This is a genomic window from Photorhabdus viridis (genome assembly GCF_040256935.1).
Taxonomy (GTDB): Bacteria; Pseudomonadota; Gammaproteobacteria; order Enterobacterales; family Enterobacteriaceae; genus Photorhabdus; species Photorhabdus viridis.
Genome location: NZ_JBEJZY010000032.1, coordinates 28,937 through 53,671 on the forward strand (window position 1 = coordinate 28,937; position 24,735 = coordinate 53,671).

Sequence of the window (24,735 nt, forward strand, 5' to 3'; positions counted from 1 at the left end):
TATATTATTTGCCTTGAATATTAAACAAATATTGGCGTCCAGTCACTGGACGCCATTTTCTCATTAGAATGTTACATTCATTTTAGCCCATATCGTTCGGCCTGGTTCATTTACTGAGGTGTTTGATGAATAACCAAAGGTGCTATTACCTGCAAGGTTGAGGTGTTCGCTGTATCCTTTATTCAGGATGTTGTCGATACCTGTGCTGACTTTGACATTTTTGTTGATCTTATAGGCGACGTTTGCAGAAAGCACGCCGAAGCCTGGACTGTCTTTAAAATCTTTGCCGACAACATTGCCCTGATCTACAGCAATCCGATGCTGGCTGCTAACTAATCGCCATAAACCGGTACTGCTCCAATCGCCATGTTCATAAGTCAATCCGAAACGGGCTTCCAGAGGTGGGATCTGAGGCAGTGGCTTGTTATCCGTGGTATTTTCACCCCAGGAATAAGCAAGGCTGGCATCCGTTTTCCAATGATCTGTCAGTTGATAACCAAATCCCATCTCTCCGCCCATAACATTGGCATTAACATTATCAGCTTGGCTGAGGCGGGTATTGGTTGGGCTATATCTAAACAAAATGAAATCATTCACACGCCCTACATAGGCTGACACCCAGCTATTAAAGCGTTCCCCCGTATATTGCGCCCCAATATCAAGCTGGGTGGTTTTTTCGCTTTTCACGCCATCAAAAGCACTGGCGCTGCCGGCTGGACCGAGTTTAGGCGAGAATAACTCCCAGTAGTCCGGGAAGCGCTCGGTATAACCAATCCCGGCATAAAACATCAGAGGAACATCAGTAAGAGTATGCTCTAAACGCATAAAACCACTTGGTAAAGTATCATTTCGTTCTTTCTCGCTATTACCGGCGAATTTTTTCACCAGACTGCGATCAAGGCGGGCGCCGGTTATCAACTCACTCTGCTCTGTGGCGTACCAAGTCAGCTCGCCAAACAAACCATAATTACGGAATTGAGCATCCTTGTGCCACACGCTGCCTGATTTATTACGATGGGTATTAGTTTGAGTGTCCGCACCACTTTCCAGCTTGAAATCTTGCCATAGCCAGGTGCCCATGGCCCGTCCCCCCACAATCCGGCGATCCAGTTGCATGGACATACCACTGTTCATATTCATGTGCATACCACACATATGCTTACAGGTCGTAGAAGGCATGCCCATCTTCCCCATTGATCCCATAGACATGGGGCTGTTCGGAGAACGCAAGGTTATATTGTCCATAATATGGTTGGTATAGTTGTAATAAACTTGGGCTTCAACCTTATCAAGAATCTCACCGAGGTTAGATTTCTCAAAACGCACGCCAAGACTTTCACGTTTAAATTGTGAACCATCCATACTACGCCCTGCATATCGTGCTTCGCCATCACCTTTCCCGGCGGTCAATTCGAGCAGCGTATCTTTATCCGGTGTCCATCCCAGTGCCAGATCACTATTCCACTTATCCCAGCGTGAAGGGACACGATACCCATCACCATCTTTATAGTCATTTGAATGGGATTTATTTCCTATGAAACGTAAATATCCCAATTCATTGCCGATACTGGCATCAACATTACCGTCCCAACGCTCATTTGAACCGGTCAATCCACTGGCATTGACCTTTACTCCCGGCTCATTAAATTTAGGATGTTCACGCTCAAACCTAATGGTCCCTGCTGAAGCGCCCGGCCCCCACAACACAGTTTGAGGCCCCTTAACCAGTGTCAGCAAATCATAACTTTCCGGTGAAATATAAGATGAAGGCGCATCCATCCTACCAGGACAAGCCCCTTGCATTTCTGCGCCATCAGTCAGGATCTTAAGCCTTGAACCAAACATTCCCCGAAATACCGGATCACCATTAGTGCCCCCATTACGGATTTGTGAAAAACCGGGTATGGTTTTCAGATAGTCAGAGCCATCACTTGCCGGAACTGGCTGACGAGGCGTTTTTGGTGAAGTGACAATTGCCAAAGGTGAATATAAAGGCGCAGTGACGGTAATCACATCGCCATCATTGGTTTTTGGGCCATTCGCATGATCGTGCGAATCTGATGTGGTTTCAACCGCATATCCATTAAAAGCAGCCAGCAAAAAAAGCGGCATTGCCGAGCTAATATAACGGGCCAGCGTATTTTTTTTATAAGAAGAATTTTTCTTAAACATCATCTTTCCTTAATGTGCATTCTCGCTCCGAAGCGATATTGCTATCAACAGCGGAATACGTTATAGAATCCAACCAAAACAGTTTTTGGTATAAGCAAACTTTTCCTGGCTAAGAAGTTAGCAGGACAACGTGTTTTATTATGTTTAAACCGATGAGATTAGATCTGTTCAGGCGGAGCGCGAGGTAGTGAATCAGAAAAGATGAAATGCGCAAGGAGAAGAGTTACAGGTTGAACCGGTGGTGACCGTGAAGTCAGCGAAGTTGACCAGAATAACGGTGTATTCGCCAAATCCAGCATCGGTACATGGATAAGAAAGACGCAGTATCCACAGGCAATATCCTCCAGCATCGACATGCCACCACCAGCATGCATACCCATCTGCATGCCGTCATGATGGTAAGTGCCCGGTGATGCAGAAACAATGTCAGAATGAGACATATTCCTGGGCATATCATCGTCAGGTGACATTACCGTATGACAATCGGCCACTTTTGATGAATGAGACTCACCAATGCGCACATGTTCCAGTGACCGGGAGATCACGGGGGCAATGAACAACATCAATATCGCGAATATACCAAGCCAGGCTGACAAGCGGCTCCGCGATGTGTAAATCTGGATCAGTGACAAACCAAGCCTATTTCTGTAGAGAACACATTCAGGGAGGGGATTGTACGTATTTAACAGTCAAATGTTAAAACACTTTATGCAGGAATGTCGCTTTGACGACAAAATTTGATGTTTTTCTCAAGCCAGAGGAATTGCTTTCATGAACACCGAGCAAAATCACAGAGATTAACGTCACCGGCAAAGGCATTCCCCCATGAGCAATTAAGGTAGACTTGACTTAACATGTCTAATAATACCGTTTCCACATCAACTCTTATCCACATAACCCATAAGCCTTCATAATTACAATCGCATTTTTTTATCCTCCACAAAAAATACTCACTAGATAAGAGAGCCAGTACCCAGCCGGAATTTTTTGATTGGTTAGGCATTGTCTTAAAAATAAACTCATTGATATTTTTTGTGATTTATGTAACATTTTTGCCATGAACAGTTATTCACCACCAAACAAACAATGACCGTTTTATTTTTGATACCGATTTATTTAACTCTAATGGTTTGATCATGGCAGGATAAAAATACAAAAATTTATCTTTATAACTACTGATGACAGCAAACTACTGTACTACACCAGCGCTGATAGACAGTGTTTTGTCATAGCGACATTGGTAAGAAGATGCCTATAAAGGCACACCAGAAGACCAGCACAAGAACTGTTCGAATAAACCAGCACTAATTTATGCAATGTACTAACAAAGGACGGTTGTATAGCGGGTTAAGTTACCCATCACCGACTGAATTTAGTGCGACGAATGCTGGTTGCCAGTCATTGCATCTTTTTTAGGAGCATATTTTAGAGAGGTTTTGCTAAGAACTTTTCTCGCTCCATTATTTAAACTTACAACTCTGGAGAAAATTGTGACTTTGTGTATTAAAAAAAAGCCCAAAATTTGGGGCATCATCAAGCAATTAAGCATCAATAACTATGCACTTAAAATGTCAGATCTGGCAAATAATCACAGATCCACATTAAATGATGCTTTAGTTTGCTCCTTGCATTATTGTGGATTGCTGTTTCGCTATTTGCGTGTGATTTATCGAAATGTTTTATTGGTCACCTTAAGCTTGGTTATTCTCTGTGGACTATTATTGGCCCCCCCATCATTAGCACAAACAGAGATACCTTTAACAACATCAGACATTCGAACTTCTATTAGTCCTGTGGTTAAGGGAGGGGTATACAATTATGCACCTTCCGTGATGTTGGACGGGGTATATCGGATGTGGTGGTGTGGTTCCGATCCCACTCATCCCGGTGACCATATTTTCTATGCCGAATCTTCATCTCTTGATGGTCCTTTCCACGCACGTGGAGGTAGAGATCCCTACCAGATTGTTTTTTCTCCTAACAAGGAAGCAACCGCATTCGATAAAGTCCATACTTGCGATCCCTCTGTCATACGGGTTAACGGTACATATTATATGTATTATGGTGGATGGGACAGCGTTCGGGTTGATGCTGAAGGTATAACAAAAATTGGCCTCGCAACAAGTACTGACGGAATTAATTGGACACGTGCAAATAATGGTAATCCGATAATCTTACCCGCTAACAAGAAGCTAGATGGAAATCCCTATGGAGCAGGGCAACCATCCGTATCCTATCTCAATGGCATGTTTTACCTTATGTACACTGATACGACCGGAGAAAATTCCCTAGATAAAATTTACGGCGGCGGTGGACAATATGTCTTAAGATCTCCCGATCCAACCTTTCAAAGTGAAGTGGAAGAGCTTACTCCTAATGGATTTGTCACAAAAACGGAAGAGAATCACACCGGATACCGTCAAAACTATTGGGTAAGTGTCGATATGCAGTTTTCTGATGCGCTCAATGCATGGATCGTGGCCCACAATGATGGTTCCAGGCTATCTTTAAGCTTTTATCCTCCAGACTTCTCTACGAAAATCTACAATGATGTCCAATTAAGCACTTCCACTGTAGAAGGTCCCGGTATTGTATCAAGACCTGACAAACACTCAGTTGTCTCAAGTACCGGACAGTGCAGTACACTGCCAATCGATGTTATCAATGCGACTGCGCGTAATTTCCCTCGTAGGTCGCCTACAAACTTGGCACATATTGGTATCGACGTCAGTGCTGGAATGAGCTGTGAGAATATGCTTCCTAGTCAGGTCGCGAATATCTACGAAGGTTATGGAATTAAAGCAGCCGGTTTACCTTTAACATTTGTTGTATCTGGAACGCGTTTTCAAGCTCATTCCATTCGATCAATTCAGTTTTTAACCAAGAACTTCGTTGAAGTTACACCTGAGATTTTCCATACCATTCCATATGGCGCTTCATTAAAAGTCGGCGCTCCCGTTATTGGTACAACTGGACAACCAGCCGCATTTCTTCTTAATTCTGCTAAATGGCCGGTGAATGGATTAAAGATAATCAGAGATAATAAATCATCTATTAAGATGGTATCGTCAACTGAATACGATTCCTATCCAACAAAACATCCACTCTATCTGGTGCAATAACCATTTCACTAACCGAGTCAAGCATAGCAACACCTTGATATGCTGATTTTCTATACTACATCATGGTCGTAGACGCGATATCGAAATGTTCACGACCATGTACTGACAGGATAAATTTCGGGATGAAATTTTCTAGCAAATCAATAACGAAAAATTCACCAAAAAACAGCCTCCCGAATAACCTCCAGAGAGGCAGGGTTTTCAATCAGAGAAATATCACCAGGCTCACGCCCTTCACATATTGCCTGCATAGTTCGGCGCAACATTTTTCCTGAACGAGTCTTGGGAAGCTGGGACACGAAATATACCCGCGCCGGGCGGCCCACGCTGCCAATTTGTTTGTTCACCAAGCCCATCAGATCCTTTTCCAGAGAAGAATAATACTCAGCATTCTGAATTTCCCTCCCGTCCTTGAGGACGGCAAAAGCAACTGCGGTTTGTCCCTTGATGGTATCCTTGATGCCAATAACGGCTACTTCGGCAACGTCTTCATGGCCGGCAAGACACTCTTCTATCTCCCGCGTTCCCAATCGATGTCCCGCAACATTAATCACATCATCCGAACGTCCCAAAATAAAGTAATAGCCGTCACTGTCACGGATACCCCAATCAAATGTGGAATAAACAGGCTGGTCAAAACGACACCAATAGGTATTGATGAAACGTGTATCGTCACCATAGATAGTTTGAATGCAACCTGGAGGCAAAGGCCCCTCAATAACGAGCAGGCCTTTTTCGTTATCGCCACACTCTTCGCCAGTCAGTTCATTGATGAGCTTGACATGAAAGCCATACATCGGGAAACCCGTGCTGCCAAATCGGTTCGGCCTGTCATCCAGAGCACGGGCAATAGCCATAATCGGCCAGCCTGTCTCAGTCTGCCAGTAGTTATCAATAACAGGGGTGTTGATCGCTTCTGTAATCCAACGAGCAGTATGTTCATCAAGCGGTTCTCCCGCCAAATACAACGACTTAAGTGATGAAGTATCGTATTGTGCAATAGATTCAACCGGGTATTTTTTCAATACACGAATCGCCGTCGGCGCTGAAAACATCCGTGTTACCTGATATTTCTCCACTATCTGCCACCAAATGCCGGCATCCGGCTGTATCGGCAGCCCTTCATACATAATCGTCGCCATTCCCGCGATTAAAGGGGCATAGGCAATATAAGAATGTCCCAAGACCCAACCAATATCTGACGTACAAAAAAACACTTCACCCGCTTTACCGCCAAAAATGATATCCATGGATGTTGCCAATGCGACAGCATAACCGCCGACATCACGCTGAACGCCTTTTGGGGTGCCCGTTGTGCCGGAGGTATAGAGCACGCAGGAGGTTTCATTTGATTCAAGCCAGGTCACAGGAACGTCAGCATCAAGGTACTTTTGTCGCAATGTTGCAAAATCAACATCTCTTTCCGGCAGCCAAACCATGTCAGCCATCCCGCGGTTAACCATCAGTACATGGCGGGGTTTGTGGTTAGCCAGTTCGATAGCTTCATCCAGCAACGGTTTGTAAGGAATGATTTTTCCACCGCGAGATCCCGCATCCGCAGACACCACCAGCACAGGTTCGGCATTATCTAACCGTGTAGCAAGGCTCTGGGCAGCAAAACCACCAAAAACAACCGAGTGAACTGCGCCAATACGGGCACAAGCGAGCAAAACAAACAGCGCTTCGGCAACCATCGGCATATAAACCAAAACCCTGTCGCCTTTTTTAACGCCCAGAGCAAGCATCATGGCCGCCGTTCTGTTCACTTCCTGATGTAATTCCCTGAAAGTAAATACTTTCTCACTATTTGTTTCTGTTGAAATCATGATGAGCGCTTTGGCGTCAGGCTGGCTTTCCAACCAACGATCCAGTGCGTTGTAACACAGGTTGGTTTTTCCCCCGCAAAACCAGCGGGCAAAGGGTGGGTTACTGTGATCCAGAACCCGTTCAAAAGGTTGTTGCCAGAAAATGCGTTTAGCCTGTTCAGCCCAGAAAGAGTTGGGATCATCAATGGATTGCTGATAAAAAGTTTTGAATAACATAATCTCTCCTGGTACTGCGTAAAATGATAGAGCAGCACTCAGGGAGAGCGACCGCCGATGGCATTTCAGATTAGATAACGTACAAATCAAGGTATTCGTTTACCGGTATGTTTTCCAGTAGCTGACGGTCAAGGGAAACAGACAGAATTTTCCTCTGTTGTGTTTCAGGAAACTGGCGTGCCAGATTGGTTCTGAATTTTTTCAGCAATAATGGTATGCCTTCTTGGCGGCGGCGTGCATGGCCGATAGGGAATTCGACTTTGACTTCATCAAGCTGGCTGCCATCTGTAAATGTAACGGTTAATGCGTTAGCAATAGCGCGTTTTGCCGGATCGTGGTAATCACGGGTAAAATTGACATCTTCAACACACGCTATTCTTTCCCTCAGTGCATCAATACGGTGATCTGCCGCAACGCTATCTTCATAATCCGCAGCGGTGAGACGGCCAAAGATCAAAGGAACCGCAACCATATACTGAATACAGTGGTCTCTGTCGGCTGGGTTGTTTAACGGGCCTTGCTTATCAATAATCCGAATACAGGCTTCATGAGTACGAATAGTGATTTTTGCGATGTCATTGATGGTCTTGCCAGCGTCTTTCAGTTGTTGATGCAAGCTTATTGCCGCTTCCACAGCCGTTTGTGCATGAAATTCCGCCGGGAAAGCGATCTTGAACAACACATTTTCCATCACATAAGAACCATAGGCACGCTGGAATTTGAAAGGCCGCCCATTGAACAAGACATCATAGAATCCCCAGGTTTTTGCGGTTAATACAGAGGGATATCCCATTTCACCCTTCTGAGCCATGAGAGCCAGACGAACAGCTCGGGATGTTGCATCACCCGCAGCCCAAGATTTACGTGAACCCGTATTGGGGGAATGGCGGTAAGTTCTCAGCGATTGCCCATCAACCCAGGCAAGCGATACCGCACTCAGGATCTCTTCCCGGTTCAACCCCAGCATTTCAGCAATAACAGCCGTCGAAGCCACTTTTACCAGAACGACGTGATCCAACCCGACTTTATTGAATGCATTTTCCAGTGCAAGGCATCCCTGAATTTCATGTGCTTTGATCATGCCCATCAAAACGGCTTTGATCGTGAGAGGCTTTTTGCCGCAAGCAACCGCATTTCTTGATAACCAGTCAGCTACTGCCAGTATGCCGCCAAGGTTATCGGACGGATGTCCCCATTCAGCCGCCAGCCATGTATCATTAAAATCCAGCCACCGAATCATCGTACCAATGTTAAACGCCGCCTGTACGGGATCAAGCTGGAACTGCGTTCCTGGTACACGCACACCATTAGGCACAACCGTCCCCGGTACAATAGGCCCCAGCAGTTTTTTACAGGCCGGGTATTCCAACGCCTCCAACCCACAGCCTAGCGTATCCAGAAAACAGTAATAGGCCGTTTCATGGGCGATGGATGATGTGATGGGGTATGCCATTACATAATCCACGATATCCACAATCACCTGATCATATTCAGGACGGTTGTTTACTACAGAGGTAGACATAATAATTCCTTGTTAAAAAAACATGAATGCAGGAAACACCGCACTAAAAATAACGTTATCCACGCTCGCCAATTGGCGTAAATACCTGATTTTCCGGCCCGGTATAATTGGCCGAGGGACGGATAATTTTGTTATCAATACGTTGTTCAATGATGTGAGCAGCCCATCCCGATGTGCGGGCAATCACAAACAACGGTGTAAACATCGCTGTCGGTACACCCATCATGTGATAGGAAATAGCAGAGAACCAATCAAGGTTCGGAAACATTTTTTTGTTAGCCCACATTACAGATTCCAGTCGATCCGCAATATCAAACATTTTGGTCGTTCCTGCCTCTTTGGAAAGTTGCAGAGCCACATTTTTAATCACTTTGTGACGGGGATCTGAAATGGTGTAAACCGGATGACCAAAGCCGATAATGACCTCTTTTCTTGCCAGACGCGCCAGGATATCTGCCTCTGCTTCGTCAGGATTTTCATAGCGCTGCTGAATCTCAAAGGAGACTTCGTTTGCTCCACCGTGTTTTGGTCCTCTCAGTGCGCCAATCGCCCCGATAATGGCGGAGTAGATATCTGTGCCGGTTCCTGCGATAACCCGGCTGGTAAATGTCGAGGCGTTAAATTCATGTTCGGCATAAAGGATCAGGGATATATGCATAGCTTCTTCCCATGATTCACTGGGTTTTTTACCATGCAAGAGATGAAGAAAATGCCCGCCTATCGACTCATCATCGGTTTCTACCTCAATACGGCGTCCGTTGTGGCTATAGTGATACCAGTAGAGCAACATGGAGCTAAGAGAAGCCAGTAATTTGTCAGCTATATCACGCGCACCCGCAAGATTGTGATCGTCTTTTTCAGGCAATGTACAGCCAAGAACGGATACACCTGTACGCATGACATCCATCGGATGAGCGGCGGCGGGCAATGTTTCCAGTGCTGCCTTGACGCTACCCGGCAAACCTCGCAGTGCTTTTAGTTTCGTTTTATAGGCGGCCAGTTCAGCGCGGGAAGGCAATTTTTCGTGGATCAACAGGTGCGCAGCTTCTTCAAATTCACACTGGGTTGCAAGATCAAGAATATCGTAGCCACGGTAATGCAGATCGTTGCCGGTTTTCCCAACTGTACAGAGTGCGGTGTTACCCGCGCTGACCCCCGAAAGGGCAACAGATTTTTTAGGCTTGAAAGTAGTTGACTCAGTAATCGTGTTCTGTTCGCTCATTGGTCTCACCTCTACTGTTTTTTATGCCATATAAAGTGATGAAATTGGGTGGAACTGTCCGTCATTGAGATTTTTTCTGGGAGAAAAGCGCATCCAGTTTTTGTTCAAAATCATAGTAGTTGATGTTTTCGTATAGCTCATTGCGAGTCTGCATCATGTTGATCACATTCTTCTGTGTTCCTTCGCGGCGAAGTGTGGTGTAAACCTGCTCGGCTGCCTTATTCATTGCCCGGAAAGCAGAAAGCGGGTAAAGCGCAATGGAAACATCTGCACTTTTCAACTCTTCGGTAGTGAACAGTGGTGTCGCACCAAATTCAGTGATGTTGGCAAGTACTGGAACCCCGGTTGTTGACGCAAATGTTTTATACATGTGTAATTCCGTGATTGCCTCAGGAAACAGCATGTCTGCCCCGGCTTCGATATAGGCTTTAGCCCTGTCAAGAGCCGCTTCCAAACCTTCAACAGCCAAAGCGTCAGTGCGGGCCATAATGACGAAATTCTTATCAATACGGGCATCGACTGCGGCCTTAATGCGATCAATCATTTCCTCTTTGGACACAATCTCTTTATTCGGGCGATGACCGCAACGCTTCGCGCCGATTTGATCCTCAATATGCAACCCCGCAGCGCCGGCTTTAATCATTGAGCGCACGGTGCGGGCCACATTAAAGGCAGAAGAACCAAAACCGATATCAGCATCCACGAGCAATGGCAAATCACAGACGTCCGTGATACGGCGGATATCTGTCAGTACATCGTCCAGCGTTGAAATTCCCAGATCAGGCATACCTAATGAACCCGCCGATACACCGCCGCCAGAAAGATAAATGGCTTTATAGCCCGCCCGTTTCGCCAGCAACGCATGGTTGGCATTGATGGCGCCAACGACCTGTAATGGAGATTCAGCTTCTATAGCCTGACGAAATGCCAAACCGGCAGAGGAAAACGGCATACATAACCTCATTGTTATTAGAATGAAATACATTTGTTATAAAGCAATGTGTGTGCCAACAAAGTAAAAAATGGCTAATAAATTTAAAAATAAAGATAAGATTGAAATTAACATATTGTTTTTAAATCAAAAAATAACATTAAGCACATTGGTTAATGTTGCAGGAAAGCATCATTGATACAAAAATGTTCTTGTTTCATAATAAATTAATTTTGTTTCAAAAAAATAATTGAAACATTTTTGAAACATGGAATTGTTCTGGTGGGAAAAATAAAAACAGCACACAATATTAGGAGGATGGAATGGCAGAAACATCATCAGCAGGGCGTGATAACAGCGACAAACCGATCATTTGGACGGTATCCATTTCCCGCCTTTTTGATCTATTCCGTGACATCACGCCGGAGTTCGATCATCAGGCGAATATCACGCCTATCCAACTTGGCTTTGAAAATGCGGTTCAGCATATTCGTAAACGGCTGACAATCGAACGTTGTGATGCAGTGATCTGTGCCGGCTCTAATGGCGCCTATTTGAAAAGCCGTTTGTCAGTACCTGTTATCATTGCAGAAGCCAGTGGATTTGATTTTATGCAGGCACTGGCCCGTGCACGACAAATCAGTTCCCGCATTGGTGTTATCGCCTATCAGAATACATTGCCTGCGCTGGAAGAATTTCAGCAACGGTTCAACTTACGTATTGAGCAGCGCAGCTACATCACGGAAGAAGATGCTCGGGCTCAGATCAATGCATTAAAGGCTATCGGCATTAAAGTCATTGTCGGTGCCGGGCTGATTACCGATCTCGCCTATGAGGCTGAACTTGTCGGCGTCTTTGTCTATTCTGCGGATTCTATTCGCCGGGCATTCCATGATGCACTAGATATCGCCAGAATGACCAAGCGCAATCAAATTTCAATTTCTGCTTATCCGATACAGGAAACCCTGCGCACCCGCCACACCCTCAATGATATTCGGGGAAATTCAGCTGTGATGGAGCACGTGCGCAACACCATCATGTTATATGCCTGCTCGCCTGCCACGGTTCTGATACAGGGGGAAAGCGGTACAGGGAAAGAGCTGGTGGCACAAGCCATTCACCATGAATATGCCCTTCGGTATGGTCATGTTGCAGGCAAACATCAACGCCCGTTTGTTGCCGTTAACTGTGGCGCCATTGCTGAATCCTTGCTGGAAGCTGAATTGTTTGGTTATGAAGAAGGGGCTTTCACCGGCTCACAACGTGGAGGGCGGGCAGGCCTTTTTGAGGTTGCCCATCGGGGCACACTATTTCTGGATGAAATTGGTGAAATGCCACTGCCTCTTCAGACACGGTTATTGCGAGTGCTGGAAGAAAAATCTGTCGTCAGAGTAGGGGGGCACCGCCCCATTGCCGTTGATGTTCGGATTATTTGCGCCACACATTGCGATTTGGATACTTGGGTTCAGGAAAGGCGTTTTCGGACCGATCTGTTCTATCGCCTGAGTGTATTGCGGATCAATATCCCCGCTCTCAGAGAAAGAGGCAACGATATTGGTACATTGGCGTTGGAATATCTGCGACGGGCGTTTGCCGCATTGAATTTGCCAGTATCGCAGTCAAGAGTACAAGAGCTTTCTGCTTGTCAGGAGGCATTGCAAACCTATCATTGGCCCGGTAATGTTCGGGAACTGCGTAATCTCATGGAGCGAATCGCGTTATACCTCAGCGCCCATACTGAGCATATATTGACACCTGAATTGATATTGGCTCTTTCACCGGAGCGCCAACCTGCACTCAGACTGATAGAAAAAAGTACGAAGCCCTCTCTGGTGATGCCATTTTCACCTGTTGCCCCACCCTCAGCTCATGAAACCCTGAAACGATTTTCCGGCAATCGCCATGCGGCTGCGGAACATCTGGGGATCAGCCGTACTACGTTGTGGCGACGATTGAAACAGGAAATGGCCGGGAATTAATGGTGATGCAAAACGAGAGCTCAACGTTTTTATCAAAACGCTATTTATCATATGATTCTGCTATCCCGACTGTTGTCTATTGCGTCGGCAGATCAAAAAAAAACCTCATGGTTTGAATAACATCAGGGAACTTAGTTAAAAGACACAATGTAGTTCGTTGTTTTTCCCAATATTGCGTCAATAACTATATTTGGCATTATTTTCAACGTATGGAGTTCTGTTATTGGCATCCAAATTAACTTTCTTCTTATTCCGTACTCTAAATAAAATGAAATGTCTTTTTCAATATTAGTTTTAAATATGAAATTTATTTCATGAATAGGGATACCTTTATTTTCATAAAAATTTTCTATTAGAGCTGTATCTAACTTGAGAAATGCGTATCTCAATATTGCTTTGATTGCTGAACAATTTACATCTCCGATCCCGACGGTTGACAGCAGCGTTGAAGGCACTGAAGAAAGTTTTGCTATGGCATTATCAGCGTCCAGGAGACTACTTAGGATTAAAACATCGGGGTGGCGTTAATGGCAAACGTCACTATTCACGCGTCATTAGCCTCTAATACAACAATTCAAGGATATGCAAGGGAACTGTCGCTTTATCTAAACGGAGAATCCGTTTCGGGAAGGTTAGGAAGAAATGGCGGTTTTGAAAGAAACCAAAATGCCCAATCATCGGGAATCCTCAAGATTCACATAAAGGCTTCTGGAGCTCGGACATAAGGCAGTCTGCGCGTACAAGCAATAACTATCTTGTTTATGCTAGGCATTGGGAGCGATCGGATACATTTCAAATCATAGCGATCATTGTACCTGACGCACATGAAAAAATAGATGCTATGCTTCCCGATATCATTGAGATAACTGAGAGTGACTTCCAGTCCCTCAATCAGCCTCAATTAGGTCTACTCACATATTATTAGATTTGACTGCCGTTTCTGGGTTTTATATCTAAGGTAGCGTTCAAGCTGGTGTTTCTATCGTTGATAAAGAGGTTAGAACCACCAGCATGGTTCTTAATGATCACGATCTTATTTTGCATGTAGTGCAGGCGGCGCAACGATTGAAACGTTGAAAACCTATGTCAGATCGCAGGAAACCCCGGATTAGCTCCCCTTATATCGCCGCCCGATTGGGCGACGGTTTACAGGGCAATTGCTAATATATCTTCTATTATGATTCAATAGTAGAAAGTGCCGGATTTAAAACAGCATTTTCTACTTTATTGGGGTACGTGTTGACTTCAACATTATCCACCAAGCCACTCTCCATAGTGATAATTCTGTCCGCAGCATCAAAATATTTATCGTCATGACTAATAACTATGATCGTTTTTCCATTGCGCTTCATCTCAGGAAGTAATTCACGATAGAAAAAATTTCTATGGTGAGGATCTTGATCCGCCGCCCACTCATCAAATAGACAAATAGGAGCATCTTCCATATAAGAGATCACAAGAGCCAAGCGTTTACGTTGACCATGAGAAAGCTTAGTGGTCGATAACTTGCCATCTTTAACCGTTACTTTTTCTGACAAATTCAATTTTTCCAGATATTGGCGAGTCAGCTCATCATCTGCCGGTTCACCTTTGCGATTAATCACAGTATCAAACAGATAAAAATCTGAATGAATAACACTGTACATATTGAGATAATTCTCTAGATTATCTTTATTAATCTCTTTACCATCTATTAAAATATGACCTTCAGTTTTATTCAACAAACCAATCAATAATTTGGCAAAAGTTGATTTACCACTGCCATTACCACCTTTAATAATGATAATTTCACCACGCTTAATATCCAAATTAATCGGCCCAACCGTAAAACAATTCTCTTCACCAGTATATTTAAAACTTATAGAATTCAGTGAAAGTTGAGACCATTCATCTTGTTTTTCTGTGTTTGTTAGAGTCGGCTCCATTGATAAATTTTCGGAAAGTTGCAAACTATCAATCTTACGCAGAGAGATGACAGATTTTACTATGGTCTCCTGTGATGCCAAAATAAAATCAACAGGCCCCAGTAAAAAGGTCATAATAAATATAAAGGTAAGAATATCGCTACTTTCCCCTATTCCCCACATAGCATGAGAAAATAAAATAGAACCAAGTACCAGAAATAATAATATTTGTCCCCAGTTTTCACTCAGTTTCCAAAAAATTTCTGATTTAAGATCAGATTCATTAATCTTTCTTAATGCTGGCAAAATTCCACGATTAAAAAACGAACGCTTACGCTTTTTATTATTATTAAGCTCTTTAACTCCATCCACCAGACTTTTGAATTGTTCATGAAGCTCATCATAATCATCACGATATATCTCATCATAAGCTTCGCCTTTATTAATGAAGTAACGTGAAACCAAAAGCCCAAATGGAAAAATCACCAGAATTACCATAAACAATTCAATTGATCTAAATGCCAGAAAACCTAAGCACGCAACCACTGTAATTACGTGATAAATAAACTGCGGCATGATAGAAATAGCCATGGAGATATCACTAACATCAGATGTTAAACTGGCCTGAACTCTATGCCCACCAATTCTATCCAAAATGGCATACGGGGTATTCAAAATACGCCTCACCAAGGTGCTGCGAACTTCAAAAATAATCTTAACGCTTAATTTTGTCATTAGGTAGTTGGCAACAGAACTCACAATGAATAAGCAAACTAATCCGGATAAAAACTTGACTGCCCATAATGTCAAGTCAGTATTAATCTGCCCCAACGCATCATCGGTAATCAAGGAGATTAACCATATACTAAAGAAAGCACTGAAAGCACCAACAATACTATTGAAAATAATCTTTAACCTATTGGATTTAACTAAATCAGAGATCATCGACATTAATCCTTAAATAATATTTTGTTATCATTAGCCCTTAACAACCATTACTTTACCACAAAGTGATACATCCTCTCAGATCAACAAATTGAAAGTTACATGATAAAGCTTTTCACCTCATTGCTATCACTTATAGGTCGGTAAATATTGACAGCTATATTGTATAATGTCGAGCAGTTCCTGATATATTAAATTCAATTTTTTAAATAAAAATTTTTGTCGGAGAGTTACAATAATATAGTTGAATGCTACCGCCTTACTCAGTCTCTTAATCAGAAAGCCTAATTAAGAGACTGTATTAAACGAAAGTTTATGGCAAATTTTACTAACAGATAAGTAGTTGATGTACTAACAATATTAATTAACTATTTCTCTGAATATGATTTTACAGCAGATTTTAACGCCTCAATATCTGAAGAACAGAGATATGATTTTAAAGCATTAAATTTCTTTTCTGACCAATCATATATTTTTAATCCAAGCAGCTCATTTATGATGTGTGGTTCAAATCGATATTTAACTAATTTCGCAGGTGTTCCAGCCACAATACTGTATGGCGCAACATCTTTAGTGACGACGCTATTAGCAGCGACTATAGCACCTTCACCAATGGTGACGCCTGGCATAATCATTGAACGCATACCAAGCCACACACCATCATGAATATGCGTGTCTCCTTTGCCTACATAGGCGTCTTCAATGAATTCCATGAATGGATATAAACAGAACCAATCTGCTCTGTGCGTATTGTTTCCACCCATAAGAATGATGGTTTCAGCAGCTATGCAAACATAATCGCCAATATACAATTTATCAATTGACCACTTAGACTCCCATTGAAGACTGATTTTATCACCATACAAATAGCGAACGACAGACTCTTCAAAACCACCACTCCAGCAATCACTATAGTAGCTATGGGTTCCTTTGATGATAATATTTTGATTGGTGACAACTTCATGTAAAAATTGAGTTTTTGACCAATGTTTTTCTTTCATGGTAAACAACCTCTATTGATTATTTCCTTACCATAGAATGCTTTCCATGGTGATGTATCCGCATTCAAAAATACATCATTTGTGACTGATTCGAGGCTGGTTTAATCGTGGGATTTTTTTCATATTAGCCAATACTTATATCAATGGATATATTTTCAATGAAAACTATGCGTGCGAACTTTTAAGAAGCAGTAAAACTGGAGCGGGCGAAGGGAATCGAACCCTCGTATAGAGCTTGGGAAGCTATCGTTCTGCCATTGAACTACGCCCGCATTTGGATGTAATACATTTTATTATAGCGACTCCATAGAGACCAGCAAGCAGTTATCTGTTTAAGTTGCCTATATTTCAGGCAGTTGAAAATAAAAACTCCCTTGGCGGTTATGCCATAGGGAGTTGCAATTTGAAGTTGAATTCTGGCTGTTATTTCTGTGGGCGCATTGCCGGGAACAGAATAACGTCACGAATGGTATGGCTGTCAGTAAACAGCATTATCATACGGTCAATACCAATACCCAAACCTGCGGTTGGCGGCATGCCGTGCTCCAGAGCCGTGACATAATCTTCATCATAGAACATGGCTTCATCATCACCTTCGTCTTTCTGACGAACTTGTTCAGCAAAACGTTCCGCCTGATCTTCAGCGTCGTTCAATTCTGAGAAGCCGTTGCCAATTTCACGTCCGCCAATAAAGAATTCAAAACGGTCGGTGATAAACGGGTTTTCATCATTACGGCGAGCCAGCGGGGAAACTTCTGCCGGATATTCAGTGATAAATGTCGGTTGAATTAGGTGGCTTTCAGCAGTTTCTTCGAAGATTTCACACTGAACGCGACCAAGGCCCCAACCTTTTTCCACTTCAATACCAAGTGATTCAGCGATAGCTGCTGCTTTGTCCATATCATCCAAATCAGCCATATTGGTTTCAGGACGATATTTACAGATCGCTTCTTTCATACTCATTTTGGCAAAGGGTTTACCGAAATCAAATTCCTGCTCACCATATTTAACCAATGTATTGCCCAAAATATTTTGCGTCAAAGTACGGAACAGTTCTTCAATCAAAACAATCAGATCTTGGTAATCCGCGTAAGCCATATAGAGTTCCATCATGGTGAACTCAGGGTTATGACGCGGAGAGACGCCTTCGTTACGGAAGTTACGGTTAATTTCAAACACACGTTCAAAACCACCTACAACCAGACGTTTCAGGTAAAGCTCCGGCGCAATACGCAGATACATGTCAATATCCAGCGCATTGTGGTGAGTGATAAACGGACGGGCCGACGCGCCACCCGGGATCGCCTGCATCATTGGTGTTTCCACTTCCATAAAGCGTTTACTGACCATGAAGTTACGCAATTCAGATAAAACCTGAGAGCGAATCTGGAAAGTCTTGCGCGATTCTTCGTTAGCGATCAGATCCAAGTAGCGCTGGCGGTAACGGGTTTCCTGATCAGCCAGTCCGTGGAATTTATCCGGCAATGGGCGCAGCGCTTTTGTCAGCAGACGCAGTTCAGTACAGTGAATGGAAAGTTCACCGGTTTTGGTTTTAAACAGTTTGCCGCGAGCGCCCAGAATGTCTCCCAGGTCCCATTTTTTAAACTGTTCGTTATAAATACCTTCCGGCAAATCGTCACGGGCAACGTATAACTGAATACGACCGCCCATATCCTGTAGCGTGACGAAAGAAGCTTTGCCCATGATACGGCGGGTCATCATGCGACCGCCAACCGTCACTTCAATATTCAGTGCTTCCAGCTCTTCCTGAGTTTTGTCGTCGTATTGCGCGTGCAAATCTCCTGAAATGTTTTCACGACGGAAATCACTCGGGAAAGCAACACTATTTTCCCGTAAAGCCGCCAGTTTTTCGCGGCGGGTTTGCAGTTCATTATTTAAATCGGGAGCCTGTTCTGCGCCCTGTTGTTGTTTTGACATATTAGTTCCTCACAAGCCAGCTTTAAGGCTTGCTTCAATGAATTTGTCCAAATCACCATCCAGCACAGATTGTGTGTTGCGGGTTTCAACGCCTGTGCGCAAATCTTTGATCCGTGAGTCATCCAGAACATAAGAGCGGATTTGGCTGCCCCAGCCGATATCCGATTTATTTTCTTCCATAACCTGCTTATCAGCATTTTTCTTCTGCATTTCCAGCTCATACAGCTTCGCTTTCAACTGCTTCATGGCTTGGTCTTTGTTTTTATGCTGAGAACGATCATTCTGACACTGAGTCACAATGTTGGTTGGAATATGGGTAATACGCACCGCAGATTCGGTTTTGTTAACGTGCTGACCACCTGCGCCTGATGCGCGATACACATCGATACGTAAGTCTGCCGGGTTGATTTCAATATCAATATCATCATCCACTTCGGGATAGATGAATGCAGAACTGAATGAAGTGTGGCGACGGCCGCCGGAATCAAATGGGCTTTTACGTACTAAACGGTGAACTCCAGTTTCAGTACGCAACCAACCATAAGCATAATCGCCCATGATCTTGATGGTCGCGGATTTCAAGCCGGCAACTTCACCATCGGATTCTTCGATGATTTCAGTTTTAAAACCTTTAGATTCAGCCCAGCGCAGGTACATACGCATCAGCATACTTGCCCAATCCTGTGCTTCCGTACCACCAGAGCCTGCCTGTAAATCAAGGTAGCAGTTAGCACTGTCGTACTCACCAGAGAACATACGACGGAATTCTAACTGACCAAGTTTACCTTCAAGCTGTTCCAGTTCTGCTATGGCTTCATTAAACGTCTCTTCATCGTCAGCTTCTACCGCCAATTCCAACAAGCCTTGTACATCTTCCAGCCCCTGTTCAAGCTGATCGATAGTCTCAACAATCTCTTCCAGTGAGGAGCGTTCTTTACCCAAAGCCTGCGCCCGTTCCGGCTCATTCCAGACATCAGGCTGTTCCAGTTCGGCGTTAACTTCTTCTAAACGTTCTTTCTTGGCATCGTAGTCAAAGATACCCCCTCAGAACCGTTGTCCGTTCAGACAGGTCCTGAATGTGGTTTTTTACCGGATTAATTTCAAACATATTTTAGTGTCTTACGTTGTGTAGTCGTAGATAAATGGGATATTTTTCGAACCGCGTATTGTAACGGATTTGGCAAAGGGTTTATAGCATTTCAATAGATTTGTCACGTACTCTCATTTGAATACGTGACTATTTTTTAATAAGGCCAAAGATGCTGGATCAAAAGCTGCACATTACGGTTGCCCCGGAATTCATTAACGTCCAGTTTATAGGCAATTTCCACTTCACGGACGCTGTTATCCGGCCAGCGGGCAAGATCGATATTGAATGCGATGCCATCCAGCATCGGCCCACCATTTAAGGGTTCTATCATCACTTTTAAATGACGCTCTCCCACAATGCGTTGTTGCAGCAACCTGAATTTACCGTCAAAAACAGGCTCCGGGAAAGCTTGCCCCCAAGGGCCGCCATCACGCAGGATTTCAGCAATTTCCAATGACAGTTCATTCATTGCCAACTCGCCATCACTCCAGATAACGCCTTCAAGTTGCGAAATATCCAGCCAGTCCGACATTAACGTGGAAAAATGATGCTGGAATTGTTCAAATTTATCCTGTTCAAGTGACAATCCGGCAGCCATTGCATGACCGCCAAATTTAAGTATCAGCCCCGGATTTAAAGTATCAAGTCGTTCAAGGGCATCACGCATATGTAGCCCCTGAACTGAACGGCCAGAACCTTTTAAAATACCATCACCCGCCGGTGCAAAAGCGATAACAGGCCGGTGAAAACGCTCTTTAATTCGGGAAGCCAAAATTCCCACCACCCCTTGATGCCATTCTGGATGATAGAGCGCCAAACCATAAGGCAATTCAGTGCGGGTACGTTCAAGTTTGTTGCAGATTTGCAGTGCTTCCTGCTGCATTCCCTGCTCTATTTCACGACGGGTATGGTTAAGACTGTCCAGTTCGCAAGCTATCTGACGGGCCTTTGCCATATCGTCAGTGAGCAATAAAGCGACGCCAATGGACATGTCATCCAAACGACCGGCTGCATTCAACCTTGGTCCAAGAAAGAAGCCCAAATCGCTGGCGGCCAGCTTATAAGCATCACGTTTAGAAACTTCCAGTAATGCGCGGATCCCGGCACAGCAGCGCCCTGCGCGGATGCGGTTTAATCCCTGATAAACCAGAATCCGGTTATTGGTATCCAAAGGGACAACATCAGCAACAGTGCCCAACGCAACCAGATCCAGCATTTCTGCCAGATTTGGCAGCGCAATTCCCTGTTTTTCAAACCATTGTTCTTTTCTCAGCGCAGTCCTTAAAGCCGACATCAGATAAAATGTGACGCCAACCCCTGCCAATGATTTAGACGGGAATAAACAATCGGATAGATTGGGGTTAATAATGGCATCAGCGGCGGGCAGAATTTCTCCCGGCAAGTGATGATCAGTCACAATCACTTTCATATGATGATGATGTGCAGCTACAACGCCTTCATGGGAAGAGATACCATTATCCACAGTAATAATCAGGTCAGCGCCTTTCTTGACAACCTCTTCTACCACTTGTGGGCTTAAACCGTAACCATCTTCGAAACGATTGGGCACCAGATAATCAAGATTACGGTAGCCCATCGCCCGTAGCGAGCGGATCGCCAGTGCAGTACTGGTTGCACCGTCAGCATCAAAATCACCGACAATAACGATACGCCAGTGTTCATAAAGTGCGGTCAACAATAGCGTTACCGCCTGTTCCACACCACTCAAATGCTGGTAATTCAGTAATCCCTGAACACTGCGTTCCAATTCATTAGCTTGCTGGATGCCACGAATGGCATATAAACGGCGCAATAATGGATGAGTCTGTTGTGGAAGATGACTATCATCCACCGCCGGGCGGCGGCGGAGTTGTGTTTCAATATTCACTAAACTTATTTACCACGCTGATCTAATGCTTTTGCCAGCGCTTCCGGCGGCATATATCCACCTAACAAGCTGCCATCTTTAAGAATAATTGCCGGTGTTCCCTGTACACCAAATTGGACTCCCAATTTATAATGGTTAGCGATATCCACTTTACAATCTTTGATTGGCGAAATGCTCTCATTTTTAAACGCAGCATCCAGTGATTTTTGTGGTGTTGCACTGCACCAGATAGATTGCATATCTTTAGCGGACTGATGCTGCATCCCCTGACGAGGGAATGCCAAATAGCGAATAGTAATGCCAAGTTTATTGTATTCTTTCATCTCTTCATGCAATTTATGGCAGTAACCACATGTAATATCAGTGAAAATAGTAACAACATGCTTCTCTTTCGGCGCTTTGTAAACAATCATTTGGTCTTTCATCGCTTCCAGCTTTTTCATCAACAATTGATTACTGACATTCACCGGAGTGCTGCCGCTGACATCGTAAATTGGCCCTTGCAATAAATACTTGCCATCATCAGACAGATAAATGATACCGTGCTCAGTCACTATCGTATTCAAGCCGACAATCGGCGATGGCTGGATATTTTCTGCTTTGATCCCCAGCTTTTGCATCGCGCCATGAACCGCGTCATCATCAGCAAGCGCATTTCCGCTAAATAAGGCCAGCAAAAGAGAAAAACATAACCCACTTTTTTTCATTTTCAGTTCCTTTAAATCCATGCTCACCCACGCGGATGATGTTGTTGATGTAACAATCTAAGCCGCTCGGTTGCGACATGAGTATATATTTGTGTTGTGGATAGATCGCTATGCCCCAGCAACATTTGCACAACCCGTAAATCAGCGCCATGATTAAGCAAATGTGTTGCAAATGCATGGCGCAAAACATGAGGAGATAACCGTTCAGTATCAATCCCGGCCAATACAGCATAATGTTTAATGCGATGCCAGAAAGTCTGTCGGGTCATTTGCCGCCCCCGGTTGCTGGGAAAAAGCACATCCAATGTTGCACCATTCAGCAACCCAGCTCTCCCATACTCCAGATAATTCTCTAGCCAATAAACGGCCTCTTCTCCTAAAGGTACCAGTCGTTCTTTATTCCCTTTACCAATGACTCTCACCACGCCTTGACGCAAACTAACATCAGACAGTGTCAGCCCCACCAACTCAGATACCCGCAAGCCACAGGCATAAAGCACTTCAAGCATCGCCTTATCCCTTAGCTCCACAGGTTGATCTGTGCAAGGTGTATTAAGCAAATCTTCTACTTGCTTTTCACTTAAATCTTTCGGCAACCGCTTTGGTAATTTCGGTGCAGATAAAAGCGCTGTCGGATCATCTTCCCGCATTTTTTCCCGGTAAAAATAGAGAAATAACTGACGCATGGCGCTCAATAAACGCGCCGAGCTACTGGCTTTATACCCTCCATCCACTCGTTCTGCCAGAAAAGACTGCAAATCAATCGACTGGACAGATAATAAATCATGACCATGATGTATTAACCAATTATCCAGCGCCTGTAAATCCAGCCGGTAAGAAACAAGCGTATTTTCTGCAAGATCATGTTCCAGCCAAATAGCATCAAGAAATTGTTCTATCAGTGGATTTGTCAACTGAGTTTGTTGTTTTGACACGAAACTCTTTTCCTTAAATCTGCATATCTCTGCTGGCTATTATGCCTGAAAAAGCAATTATTCTGTTACAATGCCACCCCAGATATTCAAAAACCATAATGATTAATGATGAAGATTGGTCTTTTTTACGGCTCTAGCACTTGCTACACCGAAATGGTAGCAGAGAAAATTCGCGATATCCTCGGCGAAGATTTGGTTGATCTCCACGATATTAAAGAGACAACACCTGAATTAATGGAAGAGTATTCGGTACTGATTCTTGGTATCCCAACATGGGATTTTGGTGAATTGCAGGAAGATTGGCTGGTTATCTGGGATCAACTTCCTTCCCTTAATTTACAGGGAAAAATCGTCGCCATGTACGGTATGGGTGATCAAATTGATTACGGCGAATGGTTCCTTGATGCTCTCGGTATGCTATATCACCATTTACGCCCTTCTGGTGTACATTTCATTGGCTTTTGGCCCACAGAAGGTTATGAATTTACCAGCCCGAAGCCATTAACTGATAATGGTTCGCAATTTGTCGGGCTGGCTCTGGATGACGTAAACCAATTTGAGCAAACTGATGATCGTTTATCACAATGGTGTATGCAGATCCTGCAAGAAATGGAACCTTTATTTTAATCAAAACAATTTCAGCTCAATCAGATATCAGGATATTGCAACAATAATTGGTTGATATTCCTCCACTCATCCTGTGGCATGCTATCGGATGCTATCCATAATCGGATTTTTTTCCGGTTATAAAAAGATTGCGCTGTGATCAGCACGCCATAGCGACACCCCCACGGCTGCCGGATAATTTGCCACTCGTGCTTTTTCCATTGCAACTTATTATTATTGAGCAGAACCAAAGGCCCTTGTAATTTCCGGATATTTTTCTGACTACGCCCCCAACTGGCAATGATCAACAGTACCAAAGGAAGCCAGAAAATAGAATCATCCGCCGGCCACGGAGCCAACAATACGATAAACGCTATCACACCATGGACGCAGGTGGAAATAAGCTGGGTATTCCAAGATACCCTGAGATCACATTTCCACAGGACCACGAGCTTTATTTCTATTCTGAATAAGTTTAATCATGCGGAATAGCGCCTCATCTTCCGGACGTCCATGATTCATCAACCAGTTGAACAGATCAGGATCAGCACATTCAAGTAAGCGAATAAAAAGGTGTTTATCATCATCACTCAGTGAGTCATATTCATGCTTAAAAAATGGCATAATTGAAATATCCAACTCACGCATTCCACGCCGACATGCCCAGTGTATACGTGCTTTATTATTAATATCCATGTTCAAAAAATCCCCTTTTTAATTCTCATTGTTTA

At 43.9% G+C, this 24,735-nt stretch carries 20 protein-coding genes, 1 tRNA gene and 1 pseudogene; 6 read left to right on the forward strand and 16 right to left on the reverse strand.

The window, feature by feature from the left end:
* Positions 1-63 precede the first annotated feature (63 nt).
* Both ABR397_RS14705 and ABR397_RS14710 read right to left on the reverse strand, forming a co-directional pair.
* Positions 64-2,175, reverse strand: coding sequence for a TonB-dependent copper receptor (locus tag ABR397_RS14705; RefSeq protein WP_350306390.1), 2,112 nt, complete (start codon positions 2,173-2,175; stop codon positions 64-66).
* A gap of 155 nt (positions 2,176-2,330) precedes the next feature.
* Positions 2,331-2,768 (reverse strand): DUF2946 domain-containing protein, encoded by a 438-nt coding sequence (locus ABR397_RS14710; protein ID WP_350306391.1) that lies wholly within the window; start codon positions 2,766-2,768, stop codon positions 2,331-2,333.
* A gap of 795 nt (positions 2,769-3,563) precedes the next feature.
* Here ABR397_RS14710 and ABR397_RS14715 point away from each other — a divergent pair.
* Positions 3,564-5,294: a hypothetical protein gene (locus tag ABR397_RS14715; protein ID WP_350306392.1), complete on the forward strand. Its 1,731-nt coding sequence runs from the start codon at positions 3,564-3,566 to the stop codon at positions 5,292-5,294.
* A gap of 155 nt (positions 5,295-5,449) precedes the next feature.
* On the opposite strand, the gene ABR397_RS14720 is transcribed toward ABR397_RS14715, so the two are convergent.
* From ABR397_RS14720 to prpB, 4 genes are all read right to left on the reverse strand, one after another.
* The gene (locus ABR397_RS14720) at positions 5,450-7,336 is read right to left on the reverse strand and encodes a propionate--CoA ligase (RefSeq protein WP_350306393.1); all 1,887 of its coding nucleotides are present in this window, start codon (positions 7,334-7,336) and stop codon (positions 5,450-5,452) included.
* Between the two features lie 70 nt (positions 7,337-7,406).
* Complete coding sequence (locus ABR397_RS14725; protein WP_350306394.1) at positions 7,407-8,858, reverse strand: bifunctional 2-methylcitrate dehydratase/aconitate hydratase; 1,452 nt, start codon at positions 8,856-8,858, stop codon at positions 7,407-7,409.
* Positions 8,859-8,913: 55 nt separating this feature from the next.
* A complete protein-coding gene (gene prpC / locus ABR397_RS14730) occupies positions 8,914-10,080 on the reverse strand; it encodes a bifunctional 2-methylcitrate synthase/citrate synthase (protein WP_350306395.1) in 1,167 nt (388 codons plus the stop codon).
* Between the two features lie 61 nt (positions 10,081-10,141).
* Positions 10,142-11,032 (reverse strand): methylisocitrate lyase, encoded by an 891-nt coding sequence (gene prpB / locus ABR397_RS14735; RefSeq protein WP_350306396.1) that lies wholly within the window; start codon positions 11,030-11,032, stop codon positions 10,142-10,144.
* Between the two features lie 302 nt (positions 11,033-11,334).
* Between prpB and prpR the strand changes: the two genes are divergently transcribed.
* From prpR to ABR397_RS14755, 4 genes and pseudogenes are all read left to right on the forward strand, one after another.
* Positions 11,335-12,990: a propionate catabolism operon regulatory protein PrpR gene (prpR, locus tag ABR397_RS14740; protein ID WP_350306397.1), complete on the forward strand. Its 1,656-nt coding sequence runs from the start codon at positions 11,335-11,337 to the stop codon at positions 12,988-12,990.
* Positions 12,991-13,517: 527 nt separating this feature from the next.
* A complete protein-coding gene (locus tag ABR397_RS14745; RefSeq protein WP_350306398.1) occupies positions 13,518-13,715 on the forward strand; it encodes a hypothetical protein in 198 nt (65 codons plus the stop codon).
* Positions 13,712-13,915, forward strand: coding sequence for a type II toxin-antitoxin system YafO family toxin (locus ABR397_RS14750; RefSeq protein ID WP_350306418.1), 204 nt, complete (start codon positions 13,712-13,714; stop codon positions 13,913-13,915). Before ABR397_RS14745 ends, ABR397_RS14750 begins: the two co-directional genes overlap by 4 nt.
* 100 nt (positions 13,916-14,015) lie before the next feature.
* Positions 14,016-14,102, forward strand: a pseudogene (locus tag ABR397_RS14755) (IS200/IS605 family transposase); the annotation flags it as partial.
* 63 nt (positions 14,103-14,165) lie between these two features.
* Here the strand turns inward: ABR397_RS14755 and ABR397_RS14760 are convergent.
* The 8 genes from ABR397_RS14760 to xerD all read right to left on the reverse strand — a co-directional run bounded on the left by ABR397_RS14760 (position 14,166) and on the right by xerD (position 23,398).
* Complete coding sequence (locus ABR397_RS14760; RefSeq protein WP_350306399.1) at positions 14,166-15,839, reverse strand: cyclic peptide export ABC transporter; 1,674 nt, start codon at positions 15,837-15,839, stop codon at positions 14,166-14,168.
* A 368-nt stretch (positions 15,840-16,207) separates the two neighbouring features.
* On the reverse strand, positions 16,208-16,840 hold the full coding sequence (locus ABR397_RS14765) for a CatB-related O-acetyltransferase (RefSeq protein WP_350306400.1): 633 nt from the start codon (positions 16,838-16,840) through the stop codon (positions 16,208-16,210).
* Positions 16,841-17,038: 198 nt separating this feature from the next.
* A tRNA-Gly gene (locus tag ABR397_RS14770) sits at positions 17,039-17,112 on the reverse strand.
* 151 nt (positions 17,113-17,263) lie between these two features.
* Positions 17,264-18,778, reverse strand: a complete 1,515-nt coding sequence (gene lysS / locus ABR397_RS14775; RefSeq protein ID WP_350306401.1) for a lysine--tRNA ligase — start codon at positions 18,776-18,778, stop codon at positions 17,264-17,266.
* 9 nt (positions 18,779-18,787) lie between these two features.
* Positions 18,788-19,886 (reverse strand): peptide chain release factor 2 gene (gene prfB / locus ABR397_RS14780; protein WP_350306402.1). Its coding sequence is split into 2 segments (ribosomal slippage): positions 18,788-19,810 and positions 19,812-19,886, totalling 1,098 coding nucleotides; the frame shifts between segments, so codons are not numbered across the junction.
* A gap of 136 nt (positions 19,887-20,022) precedes the next feature.
* Positions 20,023-21,756, reverse strand: coding sequence for a single-stranded-DNA-specific exonuclease RecJ (gene recJ, locus ABR397_RS14785; RefSeq protein WP_350306403.1), 1,734 nt, complete (start codon positions 21,754-21,756; stop codon positions 20,023-20,025).
* Positions 21,757-21,761: 5 nt separating this feature from the next.
* A complete protein-coding gene (gene dsbC / locus ABR397_RS14790) occupies positions 21,762-22,463 on the reverse strand; it encodes a bifunctional protein-disulfide isomerase/oxidoreductase DsbC (RefSeq protein WP_350306404.1) in 702 nt (233 codons plus the stop codon).
* Between the two features lie 23 nt (positions 22,464-22,486).
* Complete coding sequence (gene xerD / locus ABR397_RS14795) at positions 22,487-23,398, reverse strand: site-specific tyrosine recombinase XerD (RefSeq protein ID WP_350306405.1); 912 nt, start codon at positions 23,396-23,398, stop codon at positions 22,487-22,489.
* Positions 23,399-23,506: 108 nt separating this feature from the next.
* On the opposite strand from xerD, the gene fldB reads away from it, so the two are divergent.
* On the forward strand, positions 23,507-24,025 hold the full coding sequence (gene fldB / locus ABR397_RS14800) for a flavodoxin FldB (RefSeq protein WP_350306406.1): 519 nt from the start codon (positions 23,507-23,509) through the stop codon (positions 24,023-24,025).
* A gap of 20 nt (positions 24,026-24,045) precedes the next feature.
* On the opposite strand, the gene ABR397_RS14805 is transcribed toward fldB, so the two are convergent.
* Both ABR397_RS14805 and sdhE read right to left on the reverse strand, forming a co-directional pair.
* Complete coding sequence (locus ABR397_RS14805) at positions 24,046-24,453, reverse strand: protein YgfX (RefSeq protein ID WP_350306407.1); 408 nt, start codon at positions 24,451-24,453, stop codon at positions 24,046-24,048.
* Positions 24,434-24,700, reverse strand: coding sequence for an FAD assembly factor SdhE (gene sdhE / locus ABR397_RS14810; RefSeq protein ID WP_350306408.1), 267 nt, complete (start codon positions 24,698-24,700; stop codon positions 24,434-24,436). Before sdhE ends, ABR397_RS14805 begins: the two co-directional genes overlap by 20 nt.
* Positions 24,701-24,735: the final 35 nt, after the last annotated feature.